Source organism: Blautia sp. CGZ-1-C1 (genome assembly GCF_056504575.1).
Map to the genome: position 1 here is coordinate 48,725 of NZ_JBWLUT010000060.1, position 21,315 is coordinate 70,039.

At 40.8% G+C, this 21,315-nt stretch carries 18 protein-coding genes; 15 read left to right on the top strand and 3 right to left on the bottom strand.

Features of this window, described 5'->3' with window-relative positions; translation table 11 throughout:
• Both AC058W_RS04340 and AC058W_RS04345 read left to right on the top strand, forming a co-directional pair.
• On the top strand, positions 1–1,377 hold the full coding sequence (locus AC058W_RS04340; RefSeq protein WP_479389763.1) for a DUF6382 domain-containing protein: 1,377 nt from the start codon (positions 1–3) through the stop codon (positions 1,375–1,377).
• Positions 1,378–1,485: 108 nt separating this feature from the next.
• Entirely contained in the window at positions 1,486–2,094 is a 609-nt protein-coding gene (locus AC058W_RS04345) for a rhomboid family intramembrane serine protease (protein WP_118516870.1), read from the top strand.
• Here AC058W_RS04345 and AC058W_RS04350 read toward each other — a convergent pair.
• Positions 2,070–2,756 carry a sensor histidine kinase gene (locus AC058W_RS04350; protein WP_243009263.1) on the bottom strand — a complete coding sequence of 229 codons (687 nt, stop codon included), beginning with the start codon at positions 2,754–2,756 and terminating at the stop codon, positions 2,070–2,072. The two genes, AC058W_RS04345 and AC058W_RS04350, sit on opposite strands and share 25 nt — an antisense overlap.
• Positions 2,757–2,946: 190 nt before the next feature.
• On the opposite strand from AC058W_RS04350, the gene AC058W_RS04355 reads away from it, so the two are divergent.
• Positions 2,947–3,360, top strand: coding sequence for an HIT family protein (locus tag AC058W_RS04355; protein ID WP_117676662.1), 414 nt, complete (start codon positions 2,947–2,949; stop codon positions 3,358–3,360).
• 26 nt (positions 3,361–3,386) lie between these two features.
• A complete protein-coding gene (locus tag AC058W_RS04360) occupies positions 3,387–3,932 on the top strand; it encodes an RNA polymerase sigma factor (protein ID WP_117676661.1) in 546 nt (181 codons plus the stop codon).
• A 62-nt stretch (positions 3,933–3,994) separates the two neighbouring features.
• On the opposite strand, the gene AC058W_RS04365 is transcribed toward AC058W_RS04360, so the two are convergent.
• Positions 3,995–5,062 (bottom strand): undecaprenyldiphospho-muramoylpentapeptide beta-N-acetylglucosaminyltransferase, encoded by a 1,068-nt coding sequence (locus tag AC058W_RS04365; protein ID WP_117676660.1) that lies wholly within the window; start codon positions 5,060–5,062, stop codon positions 3,995–3,997.
• Positions 5,063–5,232: 170 nt separating this feature from the next.
• On the opposite strand from AC058W_RS04365, the gene AC058W_RS04370 reads away from it, so the two are divergent.
• Positions 5,233–5,787: a hypothetical protein gene (locus tag AC058W_RS04370; protein WP_119244001.1), complete on the top strand. Its 555-nt coding sequence runs from the start codon at positions 5,233–5,235 to the stop codon at positions 5,785–5,787.
• A 305-nt stretch (positions 5,788–6,092) separates the two neighbouring features.
• A complete protein-coding gene (locus AC058W_RS04375) occupies positions 6,093–7,709 on the top strand; it encodes an MBL fold metallo-hydrolase RNA specificity domain-containing protein (protein WP_118591150.1) in 1,617 nt (538 codons plus the stop codon).
• A gap of 171 nt (positions 7,710–7,880) precedes the next feature.
• Here AC058W_RS04375 and AC058W_RS04380 read toward each other — a convergent pair whose 3' ends face one another.
• Complete coding sequence (locus tag AC058W_RS04380) at positions 7,881–8,126, bottom strand: TIGR03905 family TSCPD domain-containing protein (RefSeq protein ID WP_117676657.1); 246 nt, start codon at positions 8,124–8,126, stop codon at positions 7,881–7,883.
• 511 nt (positions 8,127–8,637) lie between these two features.
• Here AC058W_RS04380 and AC058W_RS04385 point away from each other — a divergent pair.
• The 9 genes from AC058W_RS04385 to AC058W_RS04425 all read left to right on the top strand — a co-directional run.
• Positions 8,638–9,336, top strand: a complete 699-nt coding sequence (locus tag AC058W_RS04385) for a 5'-methylthioadenosine/adenosylhomocysteine nucleosidase (protein ID WP_117676655.1) — start codon at positions 8,638–8,640, stop codon at positions 9,334–9,336.
• Between the two features lie 70 nt (positions 9,337–9,406).
• Positions 9,407–9,775, top strand: coding sequence for a hypothetical protein (locus tag AC058W_RS04390; RefSeq protein ID WP_117676654.1), 369 nt, complete (start codon positions 9,407–9,409; stop codon positions 9,773–9,775).
• Positions 9,776–9,869: 94 nt separating this feature from the next.
• Entirely contained in the window at positions 9,870–11,033 is a 1,164-nt protein-coding gene (locus AC058W_RS04395; RefSeq protein ID WP_117845154.1) for a class I SAM-dependent methyltransferase, read from the top strand.
• Positions 11,030–13,483 (top strand): hypothetical protein, encoded by a 2,454-nt coding sequence (locus AC058W_RS04400; RefSeq protein ID WP_479389764.1) that lies wholly within the window; start codon positions 11,030–11,032, stop codon positions 13,481–13,483. Before AC058W_RS04395 ends, AC058W_RS04400 begins: the two co-directional genes overlap by 4 nt.
• Positions 13,484–13,807: 324 nt before the next feature.
• On the top strand, positions 13,808–15,298 hold the full coding sequence (gene galT, locus AC058W_RS04405; RefSeq protein WP_117676651.1) for a UDP-glucose--hexose-1-phosphate uridylyltransferase: 1,491 nt from the start codon (positions 13,808–13,810) through the stop codon (positions 15,296–15,298).
• A 300-nt stretch (positions 15,299–15,598) separates the two neighbouring features.
• Complete coding sequence (locus AC058W_RS04410) at positions 15,599–18,046, top strand: InlB B-repeat-containing protein (RefSeq protein WP_117676650.1); 2,448 nt, start codon at positions 15,599–15,601, stop codon at positions 18,044–18,046.
• Between the two features lie 185 nt (positions 18,047–18,231).
• On the top strand, positions 18,232–19,623 hold the full coding sequence (gene asnS, locus AC058W_RS04415; protein WP_117676649.1) for an asparagine--tRNA ligase: 1,392 nt from the start codon (positions 18,232–18,234) through the stop codon (positions 19,621–19,623).
• A gap of 18 nt (positions 19,624–19,641) precedes the next feature.
• Positions 19,642–20,694 (top strand): metallophosphoesterase family protein, encoded by a 1,053-nt coding sequence (locus tag AC058W_RS04420; RefSeq protein WP_117676648.1) that lies wholly within the window; start codon positions 19,642–19,644, stop codon positions 20,692–20,694.
• Between the two features lie 10 nt (positions 20,695–20,704).
• Positions 20,705–21,315: AAA family ATPase (locus AC058W_RS04425; RefSeq protein ID WP_479389765.1), on the top strand; the 611-nt coding region annotated here is incomplete at its 3' end.

A 21,315-nucleotide genomic window follows, 5' to 3' on the forward strand; every position in this document is an offset into this window, starting at 1 on the left:
ATGCGGGCGGAATATAAAAGAGATATGAACCATAATTACCTGATCTTATATGGGGAAGATGAAATAAATACTGATTCTTATCAGGTAAGAATGTTGGTGGGAAATGTGATTCCATCTCTTCTAAAATGCAGAATACAGGGGATGGATGGACGTTTTCTGGTCTATTTCGATATTACCTCAAAACAGGCATTAAGTGTTTTATATGAAGAGAAGAAGATGGGAGTAGAAGATCTTCGCCTCATCTTTGGAGGCTTTGTCAAAGCAATGGAGGATGCGGCGGAATATCTGATGAATCCAGGACAATTTATCATATCACCGGAATATATTTATACAGATATTGAAAAGCAGGAAATTTATTTCTGCATGATGCCAGGATATGAGAAAGACATTAAAGAACAGTTTCAGTTTTTGACAGAATATATTCTTCCGAAGATTGACCATCAGGATCAGGATGCGGTAATCCTTGGGTATGGCGTATACAAAAGAGCGATGGAAGACAGTTTCCATCTGGAACATATCAAGGAAGAACTATACAAAACCCAGGGGCAGCAGGGTACGACAACAACCAAAGCAGAACAAATGAAAACAGAATCAGAGCAGAGACAGGAATCAGAAGATTTTAACCCGGAGGAAGAGGGCTTCTGGGAAAACGAAGAAATAAATCAGGAATTTGTAAGGGACGGGGAAAAATCAAAAAGACTTAGTCTGCCCCAAAAGACAGGTGTTATTGTACTGGCAGCAATACTGCTATGTGGAATAACCGCAATAACTTTGATGGGATATCTGCCTTACCTGGAAACAGGAACAATACTTGGGATTATTATTGTTCTTGTGGCTTGTGTGATGCTGTTTGTATATGTTTCGAAAATAAAGAAAAAACCTGGAGCATTACGGCAAGGAAGGGAAGAAGAACGAGACAAACCCAAAGGGATAACCGGAAAAGTACCAACAGACCAGACTGATCAGAGCCAGAACACCATCAAGTCAGTTGTGAAATCAACCAATAAACCAGTCGCGAAATCATCGCAGTTGCATGCAGATTATGGAGAGACAGTAGTATTGTCAGCAGGAGCAGTATCCGGACCGGCCAGTCTGGTAAGCAAAGAACCGGGAGAACTGGCAACTATTTATATAAATGAAGATCTGACGGTAATCGGAAAGCTGGAAACTGCCTGTGACGCAGTGATCAGTCTGCCGACAGTAAGCCGTATCCATGCAAAAATAAGAAAAAAGGAGGATGCATACTATCTTACAGATATGAATTCAAGAAATGGAACAGCCGTAAACGGACGACTGCTTTTGCCAGATGAAGAATATCGGCTTGAACCAGAAGATGAAGTAGATTTTGCCCAGGCGAGATACATTTTTCTGCCATAAATGTTTTGAAAAAACACAATATGTCTGATACAATAAGCTTGTCGATATATGATTCCTGATTATAGCAATTTCATAAAATACTGGAATTGCTATAGAAAGAGGTAAATTTTGGAAGAATTAAAAAAACAGCCAGTCACAGTGTTCCTTATTCTGATCAATATTCTTGTTTTTCTGGCAGTGGAATTAACAGGTGGATCAGAGGACACAATGCATATGCTTCAATGTGGAGCAGGTTATACGCCAGCTATAATACAGGGAGAATACTACAGAATTTTTACAAGTATGTTTCTGCATTTTGGACCACAGCATCTGGGAAATAATATGCTGGTACTTTTTGTACTTGGCGGAAAACTGGAACGTACAGTTGGAAAACTGAAATATCTTCTGATCTATCTCCTTGGCGGAATGGGCGGAAATCTGCTGTGTATTTTTCTTGAATTAGACAGCGGGGATTTTGCAGTATCTGCCGGGGCTTCCGGCGCTGTGTTTGCAGTGATGGGAGCCATGATTTATGCAGTGATCAGAGGCAGAGGACATATTGAAGATCTTTCTGCCAGACAGGTGGTGATCATGGTCGCATTTTCACTTTATTTTGGATTTACAAGCGAAGGAGTAGATAATGCAGCGCATGTGGGTGGTCTCATCTGCGGATTCATCATGGCTGTATTACTTTATCATCCGCTGCGATCATATCATCGGGATACTTCCGGAGTATAAGGCAGATAAATATAGAAGACAGAGCCTTTTCCAGGAGCGCTTAAAACATCAATCTGCCCGTTATGGGCATTTATGATTTCTGCTGTTACAGCAAGGCCAAGTCCGGTTCCCTCGGGCTTATATGTAACAAATGGACAAAAGATATTCTGCATTTGTGTCTGAGTCATTCCACAGCCGTTATCCTTTATAGATATACAGATGCCGCTATCTGTTTTATAAAGGTTTACCGTAATCTTTCCTTTGGGATGATTAATGGATTCACAGGAATTTCTTATCAGATTAAATATAACCTGACGCATTTTTACACGGTCAAGTAAAATGGTTGAAGAGATATTTTCTATATGTGTTTCCAGAGAGATACCAAGGTAATCCAGGGTATTTTTCTGACAGGACAAAATGGTGTTCAGAAACTCGGCGGGATCGACAGAAACCAGGTTAACTGTCTGGGCATGGCTGAAATCAGAGAGTTCATTTAATAATTCTTTGACATAATCAAGATTGTCCATAAGACTGTCCCATTGTCTGTAGCTGCACAGCTCAGGATGGGAGGCTGCCATTAACTGCAGCTCACTGTTGATCAGGGTAATCGGATTACGAATCTCATGTGACAGCCGGGAAAGAGTAAGTTTAAAATCTTTTTTTAATTGGTTTGTTGTTTCCATCTGCATATTATCACCTCAGGAAAAGTGTATCATTGCGGATTTTTGACTGCAACTGATTTCGTCCTGAAAAATTCGCGAAAAAACGACATTCAGATATTATTCACTGATATTCTCGGTGAATAGTAATAACACATTAACTCAGCTTCTGTCAGATTACAGAGGCTCAATTATTAAGAAAGAAGGATTAAAAATGGATAATTGTATTTTTTGTAAAATAGCTAATGGAGAGATTCCCGCTGCAACACTTTATGAAGATGAGAATTTTCGTGTGATCCTTGATCTGGGCCCGGCAAGTAAGGGACATGCCCTGATTCTGCCTAAATTTCATGCTGCCAATATCTATGAATTACCAGATGAAATGGCTGCAAAGGTAATGATTCTTGCAAAGAAAATGGCAACAGCAATGACAGAAGCACTGAAATGTGATGGATTTAATATTGTACAGAATAACGGAGAATGTGCAGGTCAGACAGTATTTCATTTCCACATGCATCTGATTCCGAGATATAAAGGAGACAATGTTGGAATTACATGGAATCCGGGTGAACTGACTGATGAGGATAAAGAGGAGATCCTGTCAAAAGTAAAGGCGCAGCTGTCCTGATATTTTGACATTACACAGTACATAAGATGGAAAATATAGATTTTATAAGCATTTACAGGAAATATCGTTCACGTGCAGTTAATGTTGCCAATACCGTTTTAAAGGATAAAGATGAAGCGGAGGATGTATGCCAGGAAACATTTGAGATTCTGTACAAGCTGGGAGAAAAAGTGGATTTTTATGATGAAGAGAAACTGGCTAATTTTATTTCCAGAATCAGTTATCATAAAGCGCAGGATCATTGTAAAAGGGCATTCAGACAACATGAAGTCGGTTCTGATGATATTATAATGACCGCTGATCAGACGGTAAATAGTGGCGATGAAGTGGATGAAATGATTGCGGCTTTGGAAGCAACAGGATATCTGCAGACGATATTTCAGAAATTAAGAGAGAAAAACAGAATGGATTATGAAATCTATGTCGGTGTAACAGTATATGGCATACCATCGCGCCTCGTTGCGGAACATTATCACATCACAGAAAATAATGTGAATAATAAAGTTATGAGAACGAGACGCTGGCTTGCCAGAGAATATGATGCTCTTTGCGATGCACAGGATCTATATTGATCCAGACACAAGATGGTTCAGAAAATCAACTTGCCGGTACACTGGATCAGTACATATTTATATTATTTGTTTACGCAGTCTTCAATCAGACCTGTGATTTTTTCGATAGAGTTCATATGGCTACTTTCGGACATGGCATCGATGTAAGACTGTCTGTTCTGATACAGCTCACGAATGGAGTTAAGGAGTGTGCTTTCTGTGATTTCTTCTTCCTCAAGTACCATGCTGAATCCCTGACGTTCGAAGGAACGGGCGTTGAGAATCTGGTCACCGCGGCTGGCATTTGCGGAAAGAGGAATCAGGAGATTTGGTTTCTTTAAAGCGTTCAGCTCGCAGATAGCGTTGGCACCTGCACGTGAGATGACGATATCTGCCAGGGCAAACAGATCAGCAAGTTCCTGTTTGATATATTCGTACTGGACATATCCTGCGGTATCTTTGAGACTTTCATCCATTTTTCCCTTACCACACAGATGGATAACCTGAAATTCTTTCAGAAGTTCCGGAAGAATCTTGCGGACATTTTCATTAACAGATGCAGCACCAAGACTGCCGCCAATAACCATGAGAACAGGTTTATCATCTGTGAGACCACAGAATTTGCGGGCTGCTTCCTTGTTTCCGCTTAATAATTCCTGACGAATCGGAGTTCCGGTAAGGACCGCTTTATCTGCCGGAAGATTTTTCACTGTTTCAGGGAAGTTACAGCATACCTTTGTAGCAGATGGGATACAGATTTTATTTGCAAGACCCGGAGTCATATCTGATTCGTGGATAATTGTTGGGATTTTACGCTGGCCGGCAGCAATTACGACCGGAACAGTTACGAAACCGCCTTTGGAAAAGACTACATCAGGTTTTAACTGTTTTAACAGTTTTTTTGCTTCGCCAAATCCTTTTAATACGCGGAATGGGTCTGTAAAGTTTTTGAGGTCAAAGTAACGTCTCAGTTTACCGGAAGAGATGCCATAATAAGGGATGTTCATTTCTTCGATGAGCTTTTTTTCAATTCCGTCATAAGAGCCGATATAGGAAATTTCATATCCCAGTTCTTTCAGACGTGGGATTAATGCGATATTTGGGGTAACATGTCCGGCTGTACCGCCGCCGGTAAGTACAATATGTTTCATAGGGATTCCTCCTGTTTCATTCTGAAAATAAAGTAACTGTTTAGAAGTATGTTACTGTTCATGATATGCCCGGTAATTTGCTTTATTTATGTTACTAAACTTTAACAGTTACGGCATTTATTATTTAATATGAACCCAAGGGGAGAAATTGTCAAGGAAAGTTGAAGATTATGGAAAATAAAATAAACAGACAGACAAAGAACGAAGAAATAGACAGATTGTTGGAAGAACAATATTATGCGGAGACAAAAATACTGGAATCTGCAATTCTCAAAGCTGCAGGAAAATCCTCCTGGGAAGAATTTCCGGAAGAATCTGAAGGGGAAATACAGCAGGGATATGACCGACTGATAGCACGCCTTAAAGAAAAGGGTGAATACAGAGAGTCATTGTCTGAAAATAATGATCACAATGTAAGCAAAGCCAGTAGAATTTGTGCGGAAACAGATAAAGAAATAGATGGAGTAAGAGAAGCAGGGGAAAGCAAAGCCCGGGAGATAGAAGCAGAGGAAACAGAATCGGTAAAAGAAGCAAAAACAGTAAAAGAAAATCTAATCAGGCTTGACTATGAATGGAATAAAACTCACCGGATTTTAAAACCTGTAGCAGCCGTAGTGGCCGTAGCAATGCTGACTGCGCTGATCGGAATGAGTGTGACCGCTGATTTTCTATTTTCAGATGTGAGCGTTCAGGCATACAATACATCAATTCCTGAAAAAAAATAAAAAAATTTATTTTTTGTGTGATATTTGCCATTTTGATTCGTATAGTATATGTAATGGGAGTTTACGAAAGCGGTTTTTAACCGTGTCTCGGAACGAAACGTTATATACTTGCGGAAGCTGACATGGGATTATTAAAATATCAGCAAAATTTTAATCGTACGTGGCAGACGCAAAGAAAGGTGGAAACAGTCAAATAAAAACTGTTTCCATTTTTTATTTTCAGAAAAATGCTGTTAATCAATTCTATTGTAGTGTATAATATGAACTATGAAATTACACATAAAAGTCCGAAAGGGGGTTTTTATATGAAGATTACATTTATCGGGGCAACTCATGAGGTTACGGGCTCATGCTATTATCTGGAGGCAGCAGGCCATAAATTTCTTGTAGACTGCGGTATGGAACAGGGACCGGACTATTATGAGAATGCAGAGATACCAGTTGCTGTGGGAGAAATTGAGTTTGTTCTTCTTACCCATGCGCATATGGATCATTCCGGAAATCTTCCTGCTATTTATGCAAAAGGATTCCGAGGGCCAGTATACGCAACGAACGCCACCAGTCATCTGTGTGATATTATGCTTAGAGACAGTGCTCATATTCAGATGTTTGAAGCTGAGTGGAGAAACCGCAAGGGCAGACGAGAGGGCAAACCGGAATTTGTGCCGGCATACACAATGGAAGACGCAATGGGTGTGATCAGAAATTTTGTAGGATGCCCGTATAATAAGGTGATTACTCCGGCAGAAGGAATTTCGGTACGTTTTATTGATGCAGGACATTTGCTTGGATCTGCCAGTATTGAAGTGACGATCAGAGAAGAAGAAGCGGAGAAAAAGATCGTATTTTCCGGAGATATCGGAAACACCTGTCAGCCATTGATAAAGGATCCGGAATATCTGCACCATGCGGATTATGTGATCATGGAATCCACTTACGGGGACCGCAGTCATGGAGAAAAACCGGATTATGTGCAGCTTCTGGCAAAGATCATTCAGGAAACATTTGACAGAGGAGGTAATCTTGTAATTCCTTCTTTTGCAGTTGGCCGTACGCAGGAAATGCTATATTTTATCAGACAGATCAAGGCAGATGATCTGATACATGGACATGATTATTTTAAGGTATATGTGGATAGCCCTCTTGCGAATGAAGCGACTACCATTTTTTCAGAACATCAGTATGACTGCTTTGATGAAGAGGCAATGGAACTGATCAAAAAGGGAATCAATCCAATCAGTTTTCCAGGTCTGAAGATTTCTGTTACAAGTGATGACTCAAAGGCAATCAACTATGATGAAGAACCAAAAGTAATTATTTCTGCCAGCGGTATGTGTGATGCGGGTCGTATCAAGCATCATCTGAAGCATAATCTGTGGGAGGAGAAGAATACGATTCTTTTTGTAGGATATCAGGCAGTAGGTACACTAGGAAGGGCTCTTATTGAAGGAGCAACAGATGTGAAACTTTTCGGAGAACCGATTCATGTAGCTGCACATATCTGCCAGATGCCGGGAATCAGCGGTCATGCAGACGTAAACGGTTTGATAAACTGGGCGAGAGCATTCGAAGAAAAACCGCAGAAAGTTTTTGTTACTCATGGAGAGGATACGGTAACAGAGATTTTTGCAAAACGCCTGCAGGATGATTTGGGTTACGATACAATGGCTCCGTTTAGTGGAACGGTGTATGATCTTGCAAATAATGTATGCATCTATGAAGCTAAAGGCGTCAAGATTCAGAAGGCATCTGCATCGCCGAAAGCAACAAGAGCAGCGAGAGCATTCGAGAAACTTCTGGCACTTGGTTACAGATTACTGGCAGTGATCAAGAAGAATGAGGGAACACCGAATAAAGATCTGGAACGCTTCTCAAGAGATGTGCAGTCCCTGTGTGATAAATGGGACAGACCGGATATGTAGTAATATTGTGGTAATGTTATGAAATAAAAATATCCCGCAGAAGTTGTTGTGAATACAGCTTTTGCGGGATATCTGTCTTTTTTGTGTTTTTTGCTGCTGCTTATAGTGTTTCCGGAAACTAATGTCGTAGTAGTTTGGTGAAAGCAGCTGAATTGTTAAAAAACCAGGAAATTATTTATTCAGAACTTCCTCTAAGGCAATAGAAAGCTGATCTGGACATGAGGTGTTTTTAAAACCACATTTAATACCCTTCAGTCTGCTGATCACTTCATTTGCATCCATACCTTCTACAAGGCTGGCTACACCCTGAGTGTTTCCGCTGCATCCGCCGATGAAGCGTACATTGTGAACTTTCTTATTGTCGTCTACTTCAAATTCAATATGGCTGGCACAAACACCTTTTGTCTTATATGTCATGATATAATTCCTCCTGTGTTAAATAATGTACCCTCAGAGTCTTTATTGCACTTGCTTTTATGGCTGATTTTTCGCCAGATGCACCCGAATTTTATCAACGTACGCACCGCGTACGCCTCAAAAATCCGGGCACATCTGACAAAAAATCCTCTCATAAAATCAAGTACAAAAAGATTCCAAGAGTACATAATAAGTTCTGTGTCTACTGTTCATGTGATTAACAAGCAGATTTCTCAAATAATCTTGCGTCTGGATTTCTTGTTTCAAGAATCAACTTGCATAAGTCCAGGCCATCGCGCAGTGTGTTACTGGGCTCGAAGTGAACAGTAACTTTTCGTTACGCAAGATATTATAGCAGAACATAAAAAAAGTTTCCATATAAATTAAAGTTTTGCTATAATAAACAATGAATGCATAAAAAACAAGAAATGCAACTGTTCAGTATCTTCACAGTAGACCGCTGAATAGTTGCCAGGAAATTACAAATATACAAAGAAGAGGTGTTTTAATAATGAAATGTATCGGAATTATCGGAGCAATGGAACAGGAAGTTGCAAAAATTAAGGAAAAAATGCAGGATGTTACGATCACATCCAAGGCTTGTATGGATTTTTATGAAGGAACTCTGGAAGGTAAAAAGGTTGTAGTTGTACGTTCCGGAATCGGCAAGGTAAATGCAGGAATGTGCACACAGATCCTCGCAGATGTATTTGGCGTGGAAGCAGTGATCAACACAGGAATCGCAGGAAGCCTGAATAATGATGTAAACATCGGAGACATTGTTCTTTCCACAGATGTACTGCACCATGATATGGATGCAACCGGATTTGGATATAAGAAAGGGCAGATTCCACAGATGGATGAGTTCTCTTTCCCGGCAGATGAAAACCTTCGCAAATTAGCAGCAAAGGTATGTCAGGAAGTAAACCCTGAGATCAGTGTATTTGAAGGCAGAATCTGCTCCGGAGACCAGTTCATTTCAGATAAAGGTGTGAAAGATGCTATTATCTCAGAATTTGGCGGATTTGCCGTAGAGATGGAAGGCGCTGCCATCGGACAGGCTGCTTATTTAAATCATATTCCATTCCTTGTAGTAAGAGCAATCTCCGATAAAGCAGACGGAAGCGCAAATATGGATTATGCTGAATTTGAAATGGCGGCAATCGAGCACAGCGTAAAATTAACTGTAAGAATGATTCAGGAATTATAAAGTTAGATAACAGTTTCCTGCATTTTGCATATACTGAAATAGATAACTGATAAGGATGCAGGATATCCATATGTATTTCGAACAATATTTTCCGTTTTATGCGGCATATTCGAATCCCCTGTTGTATGACGGAGAGCGGATGCAGGAGCAGGAATTCAATCTGATGAAATCTTATTATCCTCAGACTGTACAGCGTATTCAGGAGAAGATAGAAGAGGAATGTGATCTTCTCGACTATGAAGGAAGCCGTCTTTATGATGAGTATCCGGATAAATATATGCTTTATCATTTAAGCTGTAAGATTAAAGAAGATCTTCAGCCAGAGATGAACAGTCAGGCAATAAGGGAAAGTTTTCTGGATGAACTGGTACAGGTAATGCTATATCAGGAAATATCCAGAAGAAGATGCCGCAGACATCGATGCAGGAGATATTTTTAAATTACTGATTATGGAGTGGATAGATTGTTACTGTTCATACACCACTATCTTTATCCGCTTAACAAGAATTGAAATTTGACAGATAGAAAGAATAATGAAAAATTTAAGAGAATATTTAGAAGAACAGATTAATGAAAATCTGATACAGGCAACTTTAAGTGCCAGCAGAAACAAAAATGGCATATCAAAGGTAAAAATACGCCCAATCCAATTAAAAGGGCAGATTTGTTATCAGGCATCTGCTACAGAAGGGACAAAAGTTCTCCACAAAAACTATGAGCGTATGCAGCTGATAGAATATCTGGAATCAGAGCTTGCAGAGAATTTCGGACAGTTTCAGGCGCAGGGAGCAGTGACGGATGGCGTAGTCCTTGTGAGTAAAAAAGGAAAAATGACCATCAAACAGAAGCACCATGCGCCAAAAGAAAAAGTCAAGATTCAGGCACATAACCGGGTAAAACAATACATTCTTAAAGAAGGTGTTCCAGTTCCGTTCCTAATCGATCTGGGAGTTATGAACGGACAGGGAAAGATCGTTCATGCCAGATATGATAAATTCAGACAGATTAACCGTTTCCTGGAATTTATAGAAGATATTCTTCCGAGACTTTCCAGAGAAAGAGAAGTAACGATACTGGATTTCGGATGCGGTAAAAGTTATCTTACTTTTGCAATGTATTATTATCTGAGGGAACTGAAGGGATATGATGTAAATATCATAGGTCTTGATCTGAAAACAGATGTAATTGAGAAATGTAACTCTCTGGCAATCAGATATGGATATGAAAAGTTACATTTCTACCATGGCGATATTGCAGACTACGAAGGAGTATCCTCGGTGGATATGGTAGTAACACTTCATGCCTGTGATACCGCGACTGATTATGCGCTTGCGAAAGCAGTAGAATGGGGAGCAGAAGTGATTTTATCTGTGCCATGCTGTCAGCATGAGGTCAATAAGCAGATCAGAAATGAAATGCTGGAACCGGTTCTGCGCTACGGAATTCTGAAAGAAAGAATGTCTGCGCTGATCACGGATGCAGTACGTGCCAACCTGTTAGAGAGCAAAGGTTACGAAACACAGATTCTGGAGTTTATTGATATGGAACATACTCCGAAGAATCTTCTGATCAGGGCAGTTAAAACCGGAAAAAGATCAGACGCAGGCAAAACACAGGAGATGTTTGCTACTTTAAATATTCATCCTACACTTGACCTGCTTCTGAATGAAAAAACACAGGAAGGAAGTGTGCGATGATAAGAATACTGAAAAAAACAGGTATTCTCCTTTTTGTATTTTTGTTGGGGGTAATTGGAACTGCATTGCTTCTTAACAGCGAATCCACAGACAACAGATCAGATTTTAATGATGCTACATTTCCAGAAGTTATGATAGACATGGACGGCACGCTGATGAACCGTATGTATGGCTATGCACAGCCAATGCAGACGGATTTTACCAGAGACAGCGTGACTCCGCTGGATACATCAAAAAAACTGACTTTTAAGGTAAATCCGTATAATTCTGAGGTGAAGAGCTTTTCCTATGAGATCCGCACATCCGACGGAAGTAAAGTTCTTGAAAATAAGAAAATCAAGAATCTCCGGAAAGAGGATTCCTATTTATCAGTAGATGTGGAAATCAACAGTGATCTGAGAATGAATCAGGAATATTCCATGCAGATTGCTCTGGAGTTGAATGAAAGTACTGCATATTATTACACACGCGTTGTCTCAAGATCACAGGTGCATGCATCAGAATATGCAGCTTTTGTCAAATATTTTTATGAAGCGAGTCTGGACAAGGAGGCAGCAGATGCTCTGGGCAGTTACCTGGAACCGGCGTCAACAGGAGCATCGACCAATTATTCCGGAATTAATATCAATTCCTCTCTCAGCGAAGTCAGCTGGGGAACGTTAGCTCCTCAGTTGTATCAGGAAGGAATTCCTGTCATTAAAGATATCAATGAGACGACTGCCAGTATTTCAGTGGAATATCAGATTACATCGCAGAATTCTGATGGGGATACAGAACTATATGACGTAAAAGAGTTCTATAGAATGAGATATCTGGATACCAGAATTTATCTGCTGGATTTTCAACGCAGTGCAAATCAGGTATTTGACGGGAAACTTCCTGTTTACTCAGATGATGGAATCATCCTGGGAGTCCGTGATAAAAACGTGGAATATATGATGAATGACAGCGCTACGGTGCTAGCATTTGTCCAGGAGGGGGATCTTTGGTCTTATTCACCTGGAAATGGAAAAGTAAATCAGGTTTTCAGTTTCAGAAAAACTGAAGACGGAGATTTTCGTGATTCCAGAATCCAGCATGATATTAAAATTGTCAGGGTGACAGATGCCGGAGATATTGACTTCGTACTTTATGGATATATGAACAGAGGAAGTCATGAAGGATACGAAGGAATTGGCGTTTACCATTATAATCCAGACAAAAATGTTGCAGAGGAAAGAGCCTTTATCCCTGTTTCAGAATCATTTGAATTCCTGAAAAAGGATCTTGAGAAATTATCTTATGTAAATGAAGAGAATGAGCTGTTTCTCCTTCTGGCAAAAAGTCTCTATAAAATCAATATAGAGGATAATTCCAGCGAAGTTCTTGAAGAGGGGATAAAGAATGCGAATTTTGTTTCTTCTGATAATAATGACCATGCGGCCTGGCTGGTTTCAGAAGGTGATGAGAAGGGAAATATCAAAGAAATTAATTTTGATACCGGCGAAACGAGACTGATCGAGCATGAAAAAGGCAAGAGACTTCGGGCAGTTGGTTTTATGAATGAAGACCTGATCTATGGAATCCTGAACAAGTCTGATATTCTGACAGATGAAGACGGGCATAAATCAGAAGGAATCAGCATTTTACGTATAGAAGATTTCGATGGCAATGTGAAGAAGGAATATCAGAAAGACGGATTATACATTACGGATATTTCTGTTGGAAGTACACTGATCGAGTTCGAACTTTCCGCAAAATCGGGAGATACCTCCTATGTTGCCCAGAAAAAGGACAACATTATGAATAATAAGAAAGCAACGGAAAACACAGTGAAAATTGAGCTGGTTTCAGCATCAAGAACCGGCGTCCGTGTAAAACTGGCATTGAACGGAACTGCTCAGACAGATTCTCCGCTTACTATGTATGCAAAAGTAAGCAGTACAAATCAAAAAGACATTGTACTGGATACGCAGATTCCGCAGGAGTCCACATATTATGTCTATGGACAGGGTGGGCTGGACAGTATCTATACAGATCCTGCAAAAGCCATATTACAGGCAGATGCTTTGGGCGGTGTTGTTCTTAACCGTGCCCAGCAGTATATATGGGAACGTGGAAATAAGAAGACAAAAACACAGATGGATACTGCGGAACTTCCGGAAGCTATTCTTGCAGGAACTATGGATATAAAAACGTTGAAAAAGAGCGTTAAAAAGACCGGAACGGTCATCGACCTTACTGGCTGCAGTCTGGACAGTGTTTTGTATGAAGTAAGTGCCCAGCGCCCGGTGATCGCTAAAACAGGTTCTGATACCAGTGTGGTGATTGTAGGATATGATGAATATAATACGTATTTGTATGATCCGGTTAAAAAGGAGACATATCCATATGGAATGAATGATAGCACAGACTTATTCCAGAAAGCCGGAAATGTGTTTATCACATATGTGGAGTCAGTTAGTTATTAGACTGAACAGCCTTCTGGCAGGATTGCACTGCGGCAGAGAGAAATTATGTCGCTAAAGCGATTCCTGCGGGCGGAGAATCCTGCAAGCAGGATTCTTTCCGGATATAAGATAGCGAAAAGAGTATAATTAAGAACATGGGCAGATTGCTGTTAGAGAATTTAACAGCAACCTGCCCATTATTATTTTAAAAAATTGTGAAAATGCTTCTTTACATTTATCCATTATTTGAGTATCCTAAAAAGGAATAACAGTGGCAGAAAGAAAATGTTATTACGTTACTGCAAACCAAGCGGACAGTAACAACGAAACGGAGGAAATGTACCAATGCTATATGCAAACATTAAGAAATTAGTACAATACGGAGTAGAAACAGGACTGACACCGGCCTGTGAGAAGAATTACACAACAAATCTTCTGCTGGATGTTTTTAAAGAAGATGAATATGTAGAGCCTGAAGAGGAATACACAGACATCAACCTGGAAGTAGTATTAAATGCACTTCTGGATGAAGCGGTAAAGAGAAACCTTATTGAAGACAGCATCGTTTACAGAGATCTTTTTGATACAAAGCTTATGAATTGTCTGATGCCTCGTCCGGCACAGGTACAGAAGGAATTCTGGAGCAGATATGAGAAAGATCCGCAGGAGGCAACCGATTACTTCTATAAACTCAGCCAGGACAGTAATTACATTCGCCGTTATCGTGTAGAGAAAGACCAGAAATGGACAGTAGACAGTGATTATGGTAAGATTGATATTACCATTAATCTTTCCAAACCGGAGAAGGATCCAAAGGCGATCGCAGCAGCCAAGCTTGTAAAATCCAGCAGCTACCCGAAATGCCTGCTTTGCCCGGAGAATGAAGGATATGCAGGAAGAGTAAATCATCCTGCCAGAGAGAACCACAGAATTATCCCGATTACTGTAAATGACAGCCCATGGGGATTCCAGTATTCTCCATATGTATATTACAATGAACATTGTATTGTTTTCAACAGCCAGCATATTCCAATGAAGATCGAGAAGAATACATTTATCAAGCTTTTTGATTTTGTAAAACTTTTCCCACATTACTTCCTTGGTTCTAATGCAGACCTGCCGATCGTAGGCGGTTCCATTTTAAGTCACGATCATTTCCAGGGTGGACATTACACATTTGCAATGGCTAAAGCGCCGATCGAGAAGCATGTGACGATCCCAGGATACGAAGATGTAGAAGCAGGAATTGTTAAATGGCCATTATCCGTCTTAAGAATCCGTCACAAAGATGAGAAGAGACTGGTAGAGCTTGCAACACATGTTCTGGAAGTATGGAGAGACTATACAGATGAGAGTGCATTCATCTTTGCTGAAACTGACGGAGAACCACATAATACGATCACACCGATCGCCCGCCGCTCAGGAGACATGTTTGAGCTGGATCTTACTCTGAGAAATAATATCACTACAGAGGAACATCCTCTCGGTGTATATCATCCGCATGCAGAGTATCATCATATTAAGAAGGAAAATATTGGTCTGATCGAAGTAATGGGACTTGCTGTTCTTCCGGCAAGACTGAAAGAAGAACTGGAGCTTCTGGCAGAATATATTCTGGAAGGAAAAGATATCTCTTCAAATGAGAAGATTGAGAAACACGCAGCATGGGTTGCAGAATTTCTTCCAAAATATGACAACCTTGATAAAGACAACATTCAGGATGTTCTCAGAAAAGAAGTCGGCAATGTATTTGTTCATGTACTGGAAGATGCCGGCGTATATAAATGCACTGCAGATGGCAGAGCTGCATTTATGAGATTTATTGATACATTATAATCTTATGTAACTATTCAGCAGTTTACAGGTTAAACAATACCGGACACCGAACAGTTACAGTTTTACCAACATAAGAAAACGAAAAATGTTACTGTATGCACAGTAACCAAAAGATTACATAATCAGGACATAAATTTGTTATTATTTGTATAGTGATCCGTAATTTATTTAAGGTTATGTGATGGGAGCAGCTGAAGAAATTTAGGCGAAAAGCGATATTTTGTTTTTGAATGTTTGGGAATGAATAAAGAACGTCCCGCACATTTAATGGCGGGACGTTTTTGTAAAATGGAGGTAATTATGTATAGAAAAAGACACAGAAGAGGAAGGCGCCTGGCTAGTGTGATTCTTGCAGCGGTAATGGTAACGACTGCAATACCAGCGCAGGCAGCAGAGTTTGGTGCTCCGGAGAATTTAGAGGATATTTTCAGTTCAGGAGAAGAGGATTCTGTCACAGGAACCGATGATGGAACAGCAACAGCGGCTTCATCACCGGAAACAGGAACACAGGATACGACATCTCCAATATCGGAAGGAACGGTTACCCCGACAGTGACACCTTCAGCAGATGATACTCCAACAGTAACACCTTCGGCAGATAATACCCCAACAGTAACACCGTTGCCGAGTGAAACGCCAATCCCGTCAGTTACACCGGCTTTATCAGTTACGCCGACTCCGGCTCCAACACCAACTATTAATCCGGAGAAAGAAGTGATGCTTCGTTTTATAGACGGAGAGGGAAATGAGTGTGAACAGCTCAGAACAGTGCTGGAGTGGAATGAGTCTCTGATTCTGCCAAATGTGCCGGATTCACAGGCACCGGATCTGTGGAAACTTGAGAAAGATGAGAAGCTTAATGATGCGATCACACTTAAAGGCGGTGATCTTCTCACTCTGAAGAAAGGCGAGAGCTGGAATATATTCATTCAGAATGGAATTTTAAATTTCTATATGCCAAAGAAATGCACGATTTCTCTTTATAATAATTCAGGAACAGGTGTATTTCCAAATGGTATTCTTCAAGTATACGAAACAAATACGGCTATACTTCCGGATATGCCATATAGCAAATATATCAATTATGGCTGGACCGACACAAAAGGCAGCAGTGAAGTGAAATATGACCTGAATTCAGAGTATACGGTACTTGGGGATACAAACTTCTATATCGTACGCCGTACAGCGCTGCAAGTGAATTTCATGACAAATACCGGGGCAAGTAACAGTAACTTTACCAGTCTTAACCAGAAGATAGGAAAGGGGCTTACTGTGAAAATGCCGGAAGTACCTGCCAAAACAGGATACCAGGCACTGGGTTGGTCTAAGAGTAAAAATGCAACCAAGGCTACCTATAAGGTTTCACAGGAAGTAAAAGTATCATCAACGCTGAATCTCTATGCAGTATATAAGAAACTGCCATATAAAGTCAGCTTTAACAACAACAGTGGAACAAGTACCAGTAAAACATATACAGCGCTTATGATGTATGCGTCCAGGAATCAGACCGTCACATTACCGGCAGTTCCGAAGGCAAAAGGCTATACAAATCTGGGATGGACAACTGTAAAAGGTGACACCACAGTGGAATATAACGAAGGGGACACTGTAAAAATTACAAAAAGTGTGCAGTTTTACGCGGTGCGCAGAAAGAGTAAGTATTACACAGTTAACTATTATCTGGGAAATGGAAGCAGCAATTCGGCCTATAAGAAACTCAGCCAGACAGTAGAAGAAGGAACAGTTATTACATTTGCAAAAGTCCCGGCGAGAACCGGTTATGTCAATCTGGGCTGGTCAACCAGCAAGAATGCTACAAAAGCAACAACAAAGACAACCTATACGGTAAACAAAAATGTAAACTTTTATGCTGTACAAAAGAAGGCAGTATTATTGACACTTCGAAGATATGACGGAAGCGTATGGCAGAAGACGACTCTGGCGAAAGGCTCTACCTATTCTCTGCCAGGAGTAAGAGATGCAGAAGGCTATACTTTCATGGGATGGTCATCAAAACCAATGCAGTCTGTGAATCCGGAATATGAGGCAGAAGAGAAGATTACAGTAAACGGTAATATGAACCTGTATGCAGTAGTATTTAACAGATCAACAGAAAAAGATCTTACAGAAGCTGAGCTCCCGCAGGTAGATATCTATAAATACAAACAGGTAATCTTTGTGGGCGATTCCCGTACAGAATTTATGGAGAATGTTCTGAAGGGAATGGGAGAATCAGCAATTAAAAATGTGAAGTTTGTCTGCTCTGCGGGAAAGAAATTAGACTGGCTTACTACCACAGGATGGTCACAGCTTTATGCTATGGTGCAGAAGGACACCAACAGTATTCTTTCTAAGAAAACAGCGGTAATTTTTAACTTTGGAGTAAATGATCTGTCAGATTATGCAGATTATGTAGAATATTATAACTGGATTGCACCGCAGCTTAAAGGTAAAGGATGCGAACTGTATTTCATGTCAGTAAATCCGTTGAACCGTACGATGCTTTCAAATACAGGACGAGCAGACCGAAGCGAAGCGGCAGTCAGATCCTTTAACGATTATATGAAGGCAAATCTTTCTTCTGCATATACTTATATCGATATGTACTCCTACCTGAAATCCACAGGCTACAGCTTTGCCAGTGATCACTATGGAGCAGGAACTATCGATGATGGTCTGCATTATACGGCAAAAACATACAAGCGAATTTATGCCAAGTGTATAAATTCGCTGAGGGTACCAAGATAGGATAAAAGTTACTATTCGTTTCGTACCCGGTAACGAATAAAAAACACAGTAAATACCAGATTACTCCTTGCGTGAAATCAGGGAATAGTCTATACTAAAAGACGAGACGGCTGTCAGACGAGAACAGCGTTTCGTCTTTTTATGTATAACATCCAGAACGATGAGGAGAAAGAGGAAACATAGATATGAAGTTAACAACAGTAAAAGAGATTTACAAAGAGAGAGAGAAATATCTGGACAAAGAGGTTACAGTAGGAGGATGGGTACGAAGCGTACGCGATTCCAAGACTTTTGGATTTATCGTGCTTCATGACGGAACCTTCTTTGAGACTTTGCAGGTAGTTTATCATGATACAATGGAGAACTTTGCTGAGATCAGCAAATTAAACGTAGGTGCTGCTATTATCGTCAAAGGTACACTGGTAGCTACGCCACAGGCAAAACAGCCATTTGAGATTCAGGCAACAGAAGTTACAGTAGAGGGTACTTCTGCGCCGGATTATCCGCTTCAGAAGAAACGTCACAGCCTTGAATACTTAAGAACGATCACACATCTTCGTCCGAGAACAAACACATTCCAGGCAGTATTCCGTGTACGTTCCCTGTGTGCTTATGCAATCCACCGTTTCTTCCAGGAACAGGGATTTGTTTATGTTCATACTCCACTGATCACAGGAAGTGACTGTGAGGGTGCAGGTGAGATGTTCCAGGTAACTACTCTGGATATGAACAATATTCCGACAGATGACAAGGGTGCTGTTGATTACTCTCAGGACTTCTTTGGAAAAGAAACCAACCTGACAGTAAGTGGCCAGTTAAACTGCGAGACTTTTGCACAGGCGTTCCGCAATGTTTATACATTTGGACCGACTTTCCGTGCTGAGAACTCCAACACTACCCGTCATGCAGCAGAATTCTGGATGATCGAGCCTGAGTGTGCTTTTGCAGATTTAAATGACAACATGGATCTGGCAGAGGCAATGCTGAAGTATGTAATTCGTTATGTGCTTGAGAACGCACCGGAAGAGATGAATTTCTTCAACTCTTTCATTGATAAAGGACTTCTGGACAGACTGAACCATGTAATCAACTCTGAGTTTGGTCATGTTACTTATACAGAGGCAGTAGAACTTCTGGAGAAGAACAACGATAAATTTGATTATAAAGTATTCTGGGGATGCGATCTGCAGACAGAGCATGAGCGTTATCTGACAGAGGAAATCTTTAAGAAACCAGTATTTGTAACAGATTATCCGAAGGAGATCAAGGCATTCTACATGAAGATGAACGAGGATAACAAGACTGTTGCGGCTATGGACTGTCTGGTACCGGGAATCGGTGAGATTATCGGTGGAAGCCAGAGAGAAGATGATATTGAGAAACTTGAGAAACGTATGGATGAGCTGGGACTTAAGAAAGAAGATTATGATTTCTATCTTGATCTTCGTAAATATGGTTCCACACGCCATTCAGGATTTGGCCTTGGATTTGAACGTTGCGTAATGTACCTTACCGGCATGGGCAACATCCGTGACGTAATTCCATTCCCAAGAACTGTTAAGAATTGTGACTTATAATAAGAAAGAGAGATTGGCATGAGATTTATTCATCTTGCAGATGTACACCTTGGAGCGGTCCCAGACAGGGGCTGCCCATGGAGCAGCAGGCGGGAGGAAGAAATCTGGGAAACTTTCCGCCGGGTTATTGCGGGTATCCGTGAGAATCCGGTGGATTTGTTATTTATAGCAGGAGATTTATTCCACCGCCAGCCTCTTTTACGGGAGCTAAAAGAAGTAAACTACCTGTTTTCCACCATACCGGATACAAGAATCTATCTGATGGCAGGAAACCATGACTACATCAAGGCAGATTCTTTTTACCGGGACTTTCAGTGGGAAAAGAATGTGACATTTTTTAAGAATGAACAGCTTACATGTGTCAAGGATGAGAAACTGGACGTTTATGTATATGGATTGAGCTATGAGCATCAGGAGATTGATAAACCGCTGTATGATGCGGTGCGTCCGGTGGAGGGAGAAGGACTTCATATTCTCCTCGCGCATGGCGGTGATGCAAACCATATTCCAATGAATATCAGATCAATCGTTTCTTCAGGATTTGACTATGTTGCGCTTGGACACATTCATAAACCTCAGATTCTGATCAGGGATAATGCGGCTTATGCGGGCGCGTTAGAGCCTATTGACAGAAATGACCTTGGTGAGCATGGATACATAGAAGGGCATCTGGAAAATGGAAGACTTAAGACAACCTTTGTTCCTTTTGCCTGTCGTTCTTATGAACAGATTCTTCTGATACTGCGTGAGGATTCTACGCAGGCATCACTTGAGGACATGCTGAAAGCAGATCTGGCAAGCAAAGGGCGTATGAATATTTACAGGATCGTGATCAGAGGAACCAGGGCACCGGAGCTTTTGCTGCTTCCGGAGAGACTGAAATCATTCGGATATGTGACAGAAGTACTGGACGAGTCCAGACCGGCATATGATCTGGAAACACTTCAGAAGAAATATAGTGGAACATTGATCGGTGACTATATCAGCTATTTCCTTGAGAAAGACAGAAATATCGTAGAGGAGAAGGCTTTGTATTATGGCCTTCAGGCTCTGCTGGAGACAAGCAGGTGACAGGTAAGCTATGATTATCAGAAAGTTAAATATTAAAAACTTTGGGAAAGTCCATGATAAGACTCTGGAATTTTCCCCGGGTATTAATGTTCTCTATGGAGAGAATGAGAGTGGCAAAACCACGATTCATACTTTTATAAAGAGTATGCTCTTTGGACTGACCAGAATGCGTGGAAAGGCTGCGAGAAACGATACCTACAATACATATGAACCATGGGAAAATCCGGGAGTGTATGGCGGTATTATATGGTTTAACAGTAAAGACCATGACTACCGTCTGTCCAGAAATTTTCAGAAAGATCATGTTCTGGCAGAGTTGCTGAATGAGGATACGAAAGAACTGGCAGATATTGATGAGGTGGGACTGGAGAAAATCTTTGGAAATATCAGTGAGGCTATTTACGATAATACAGTTTCTGTTGCGCAGCTTAAGAGCGTAACAGGTCAGGACCTGGTACGTGAACTTCAGAATTATATGGCAAGTTATCAGGGAGCGGGAGACAGCTCCATAGATCTTGGACGTGCCATGCAGATGCTGAAAATGTCAAGAAAAGGCTACCAGGTACAGGCAGACCGGAAGCAGAAGGAAACAGAAACAGAACAGCAGAAGCTTCAGGCAAA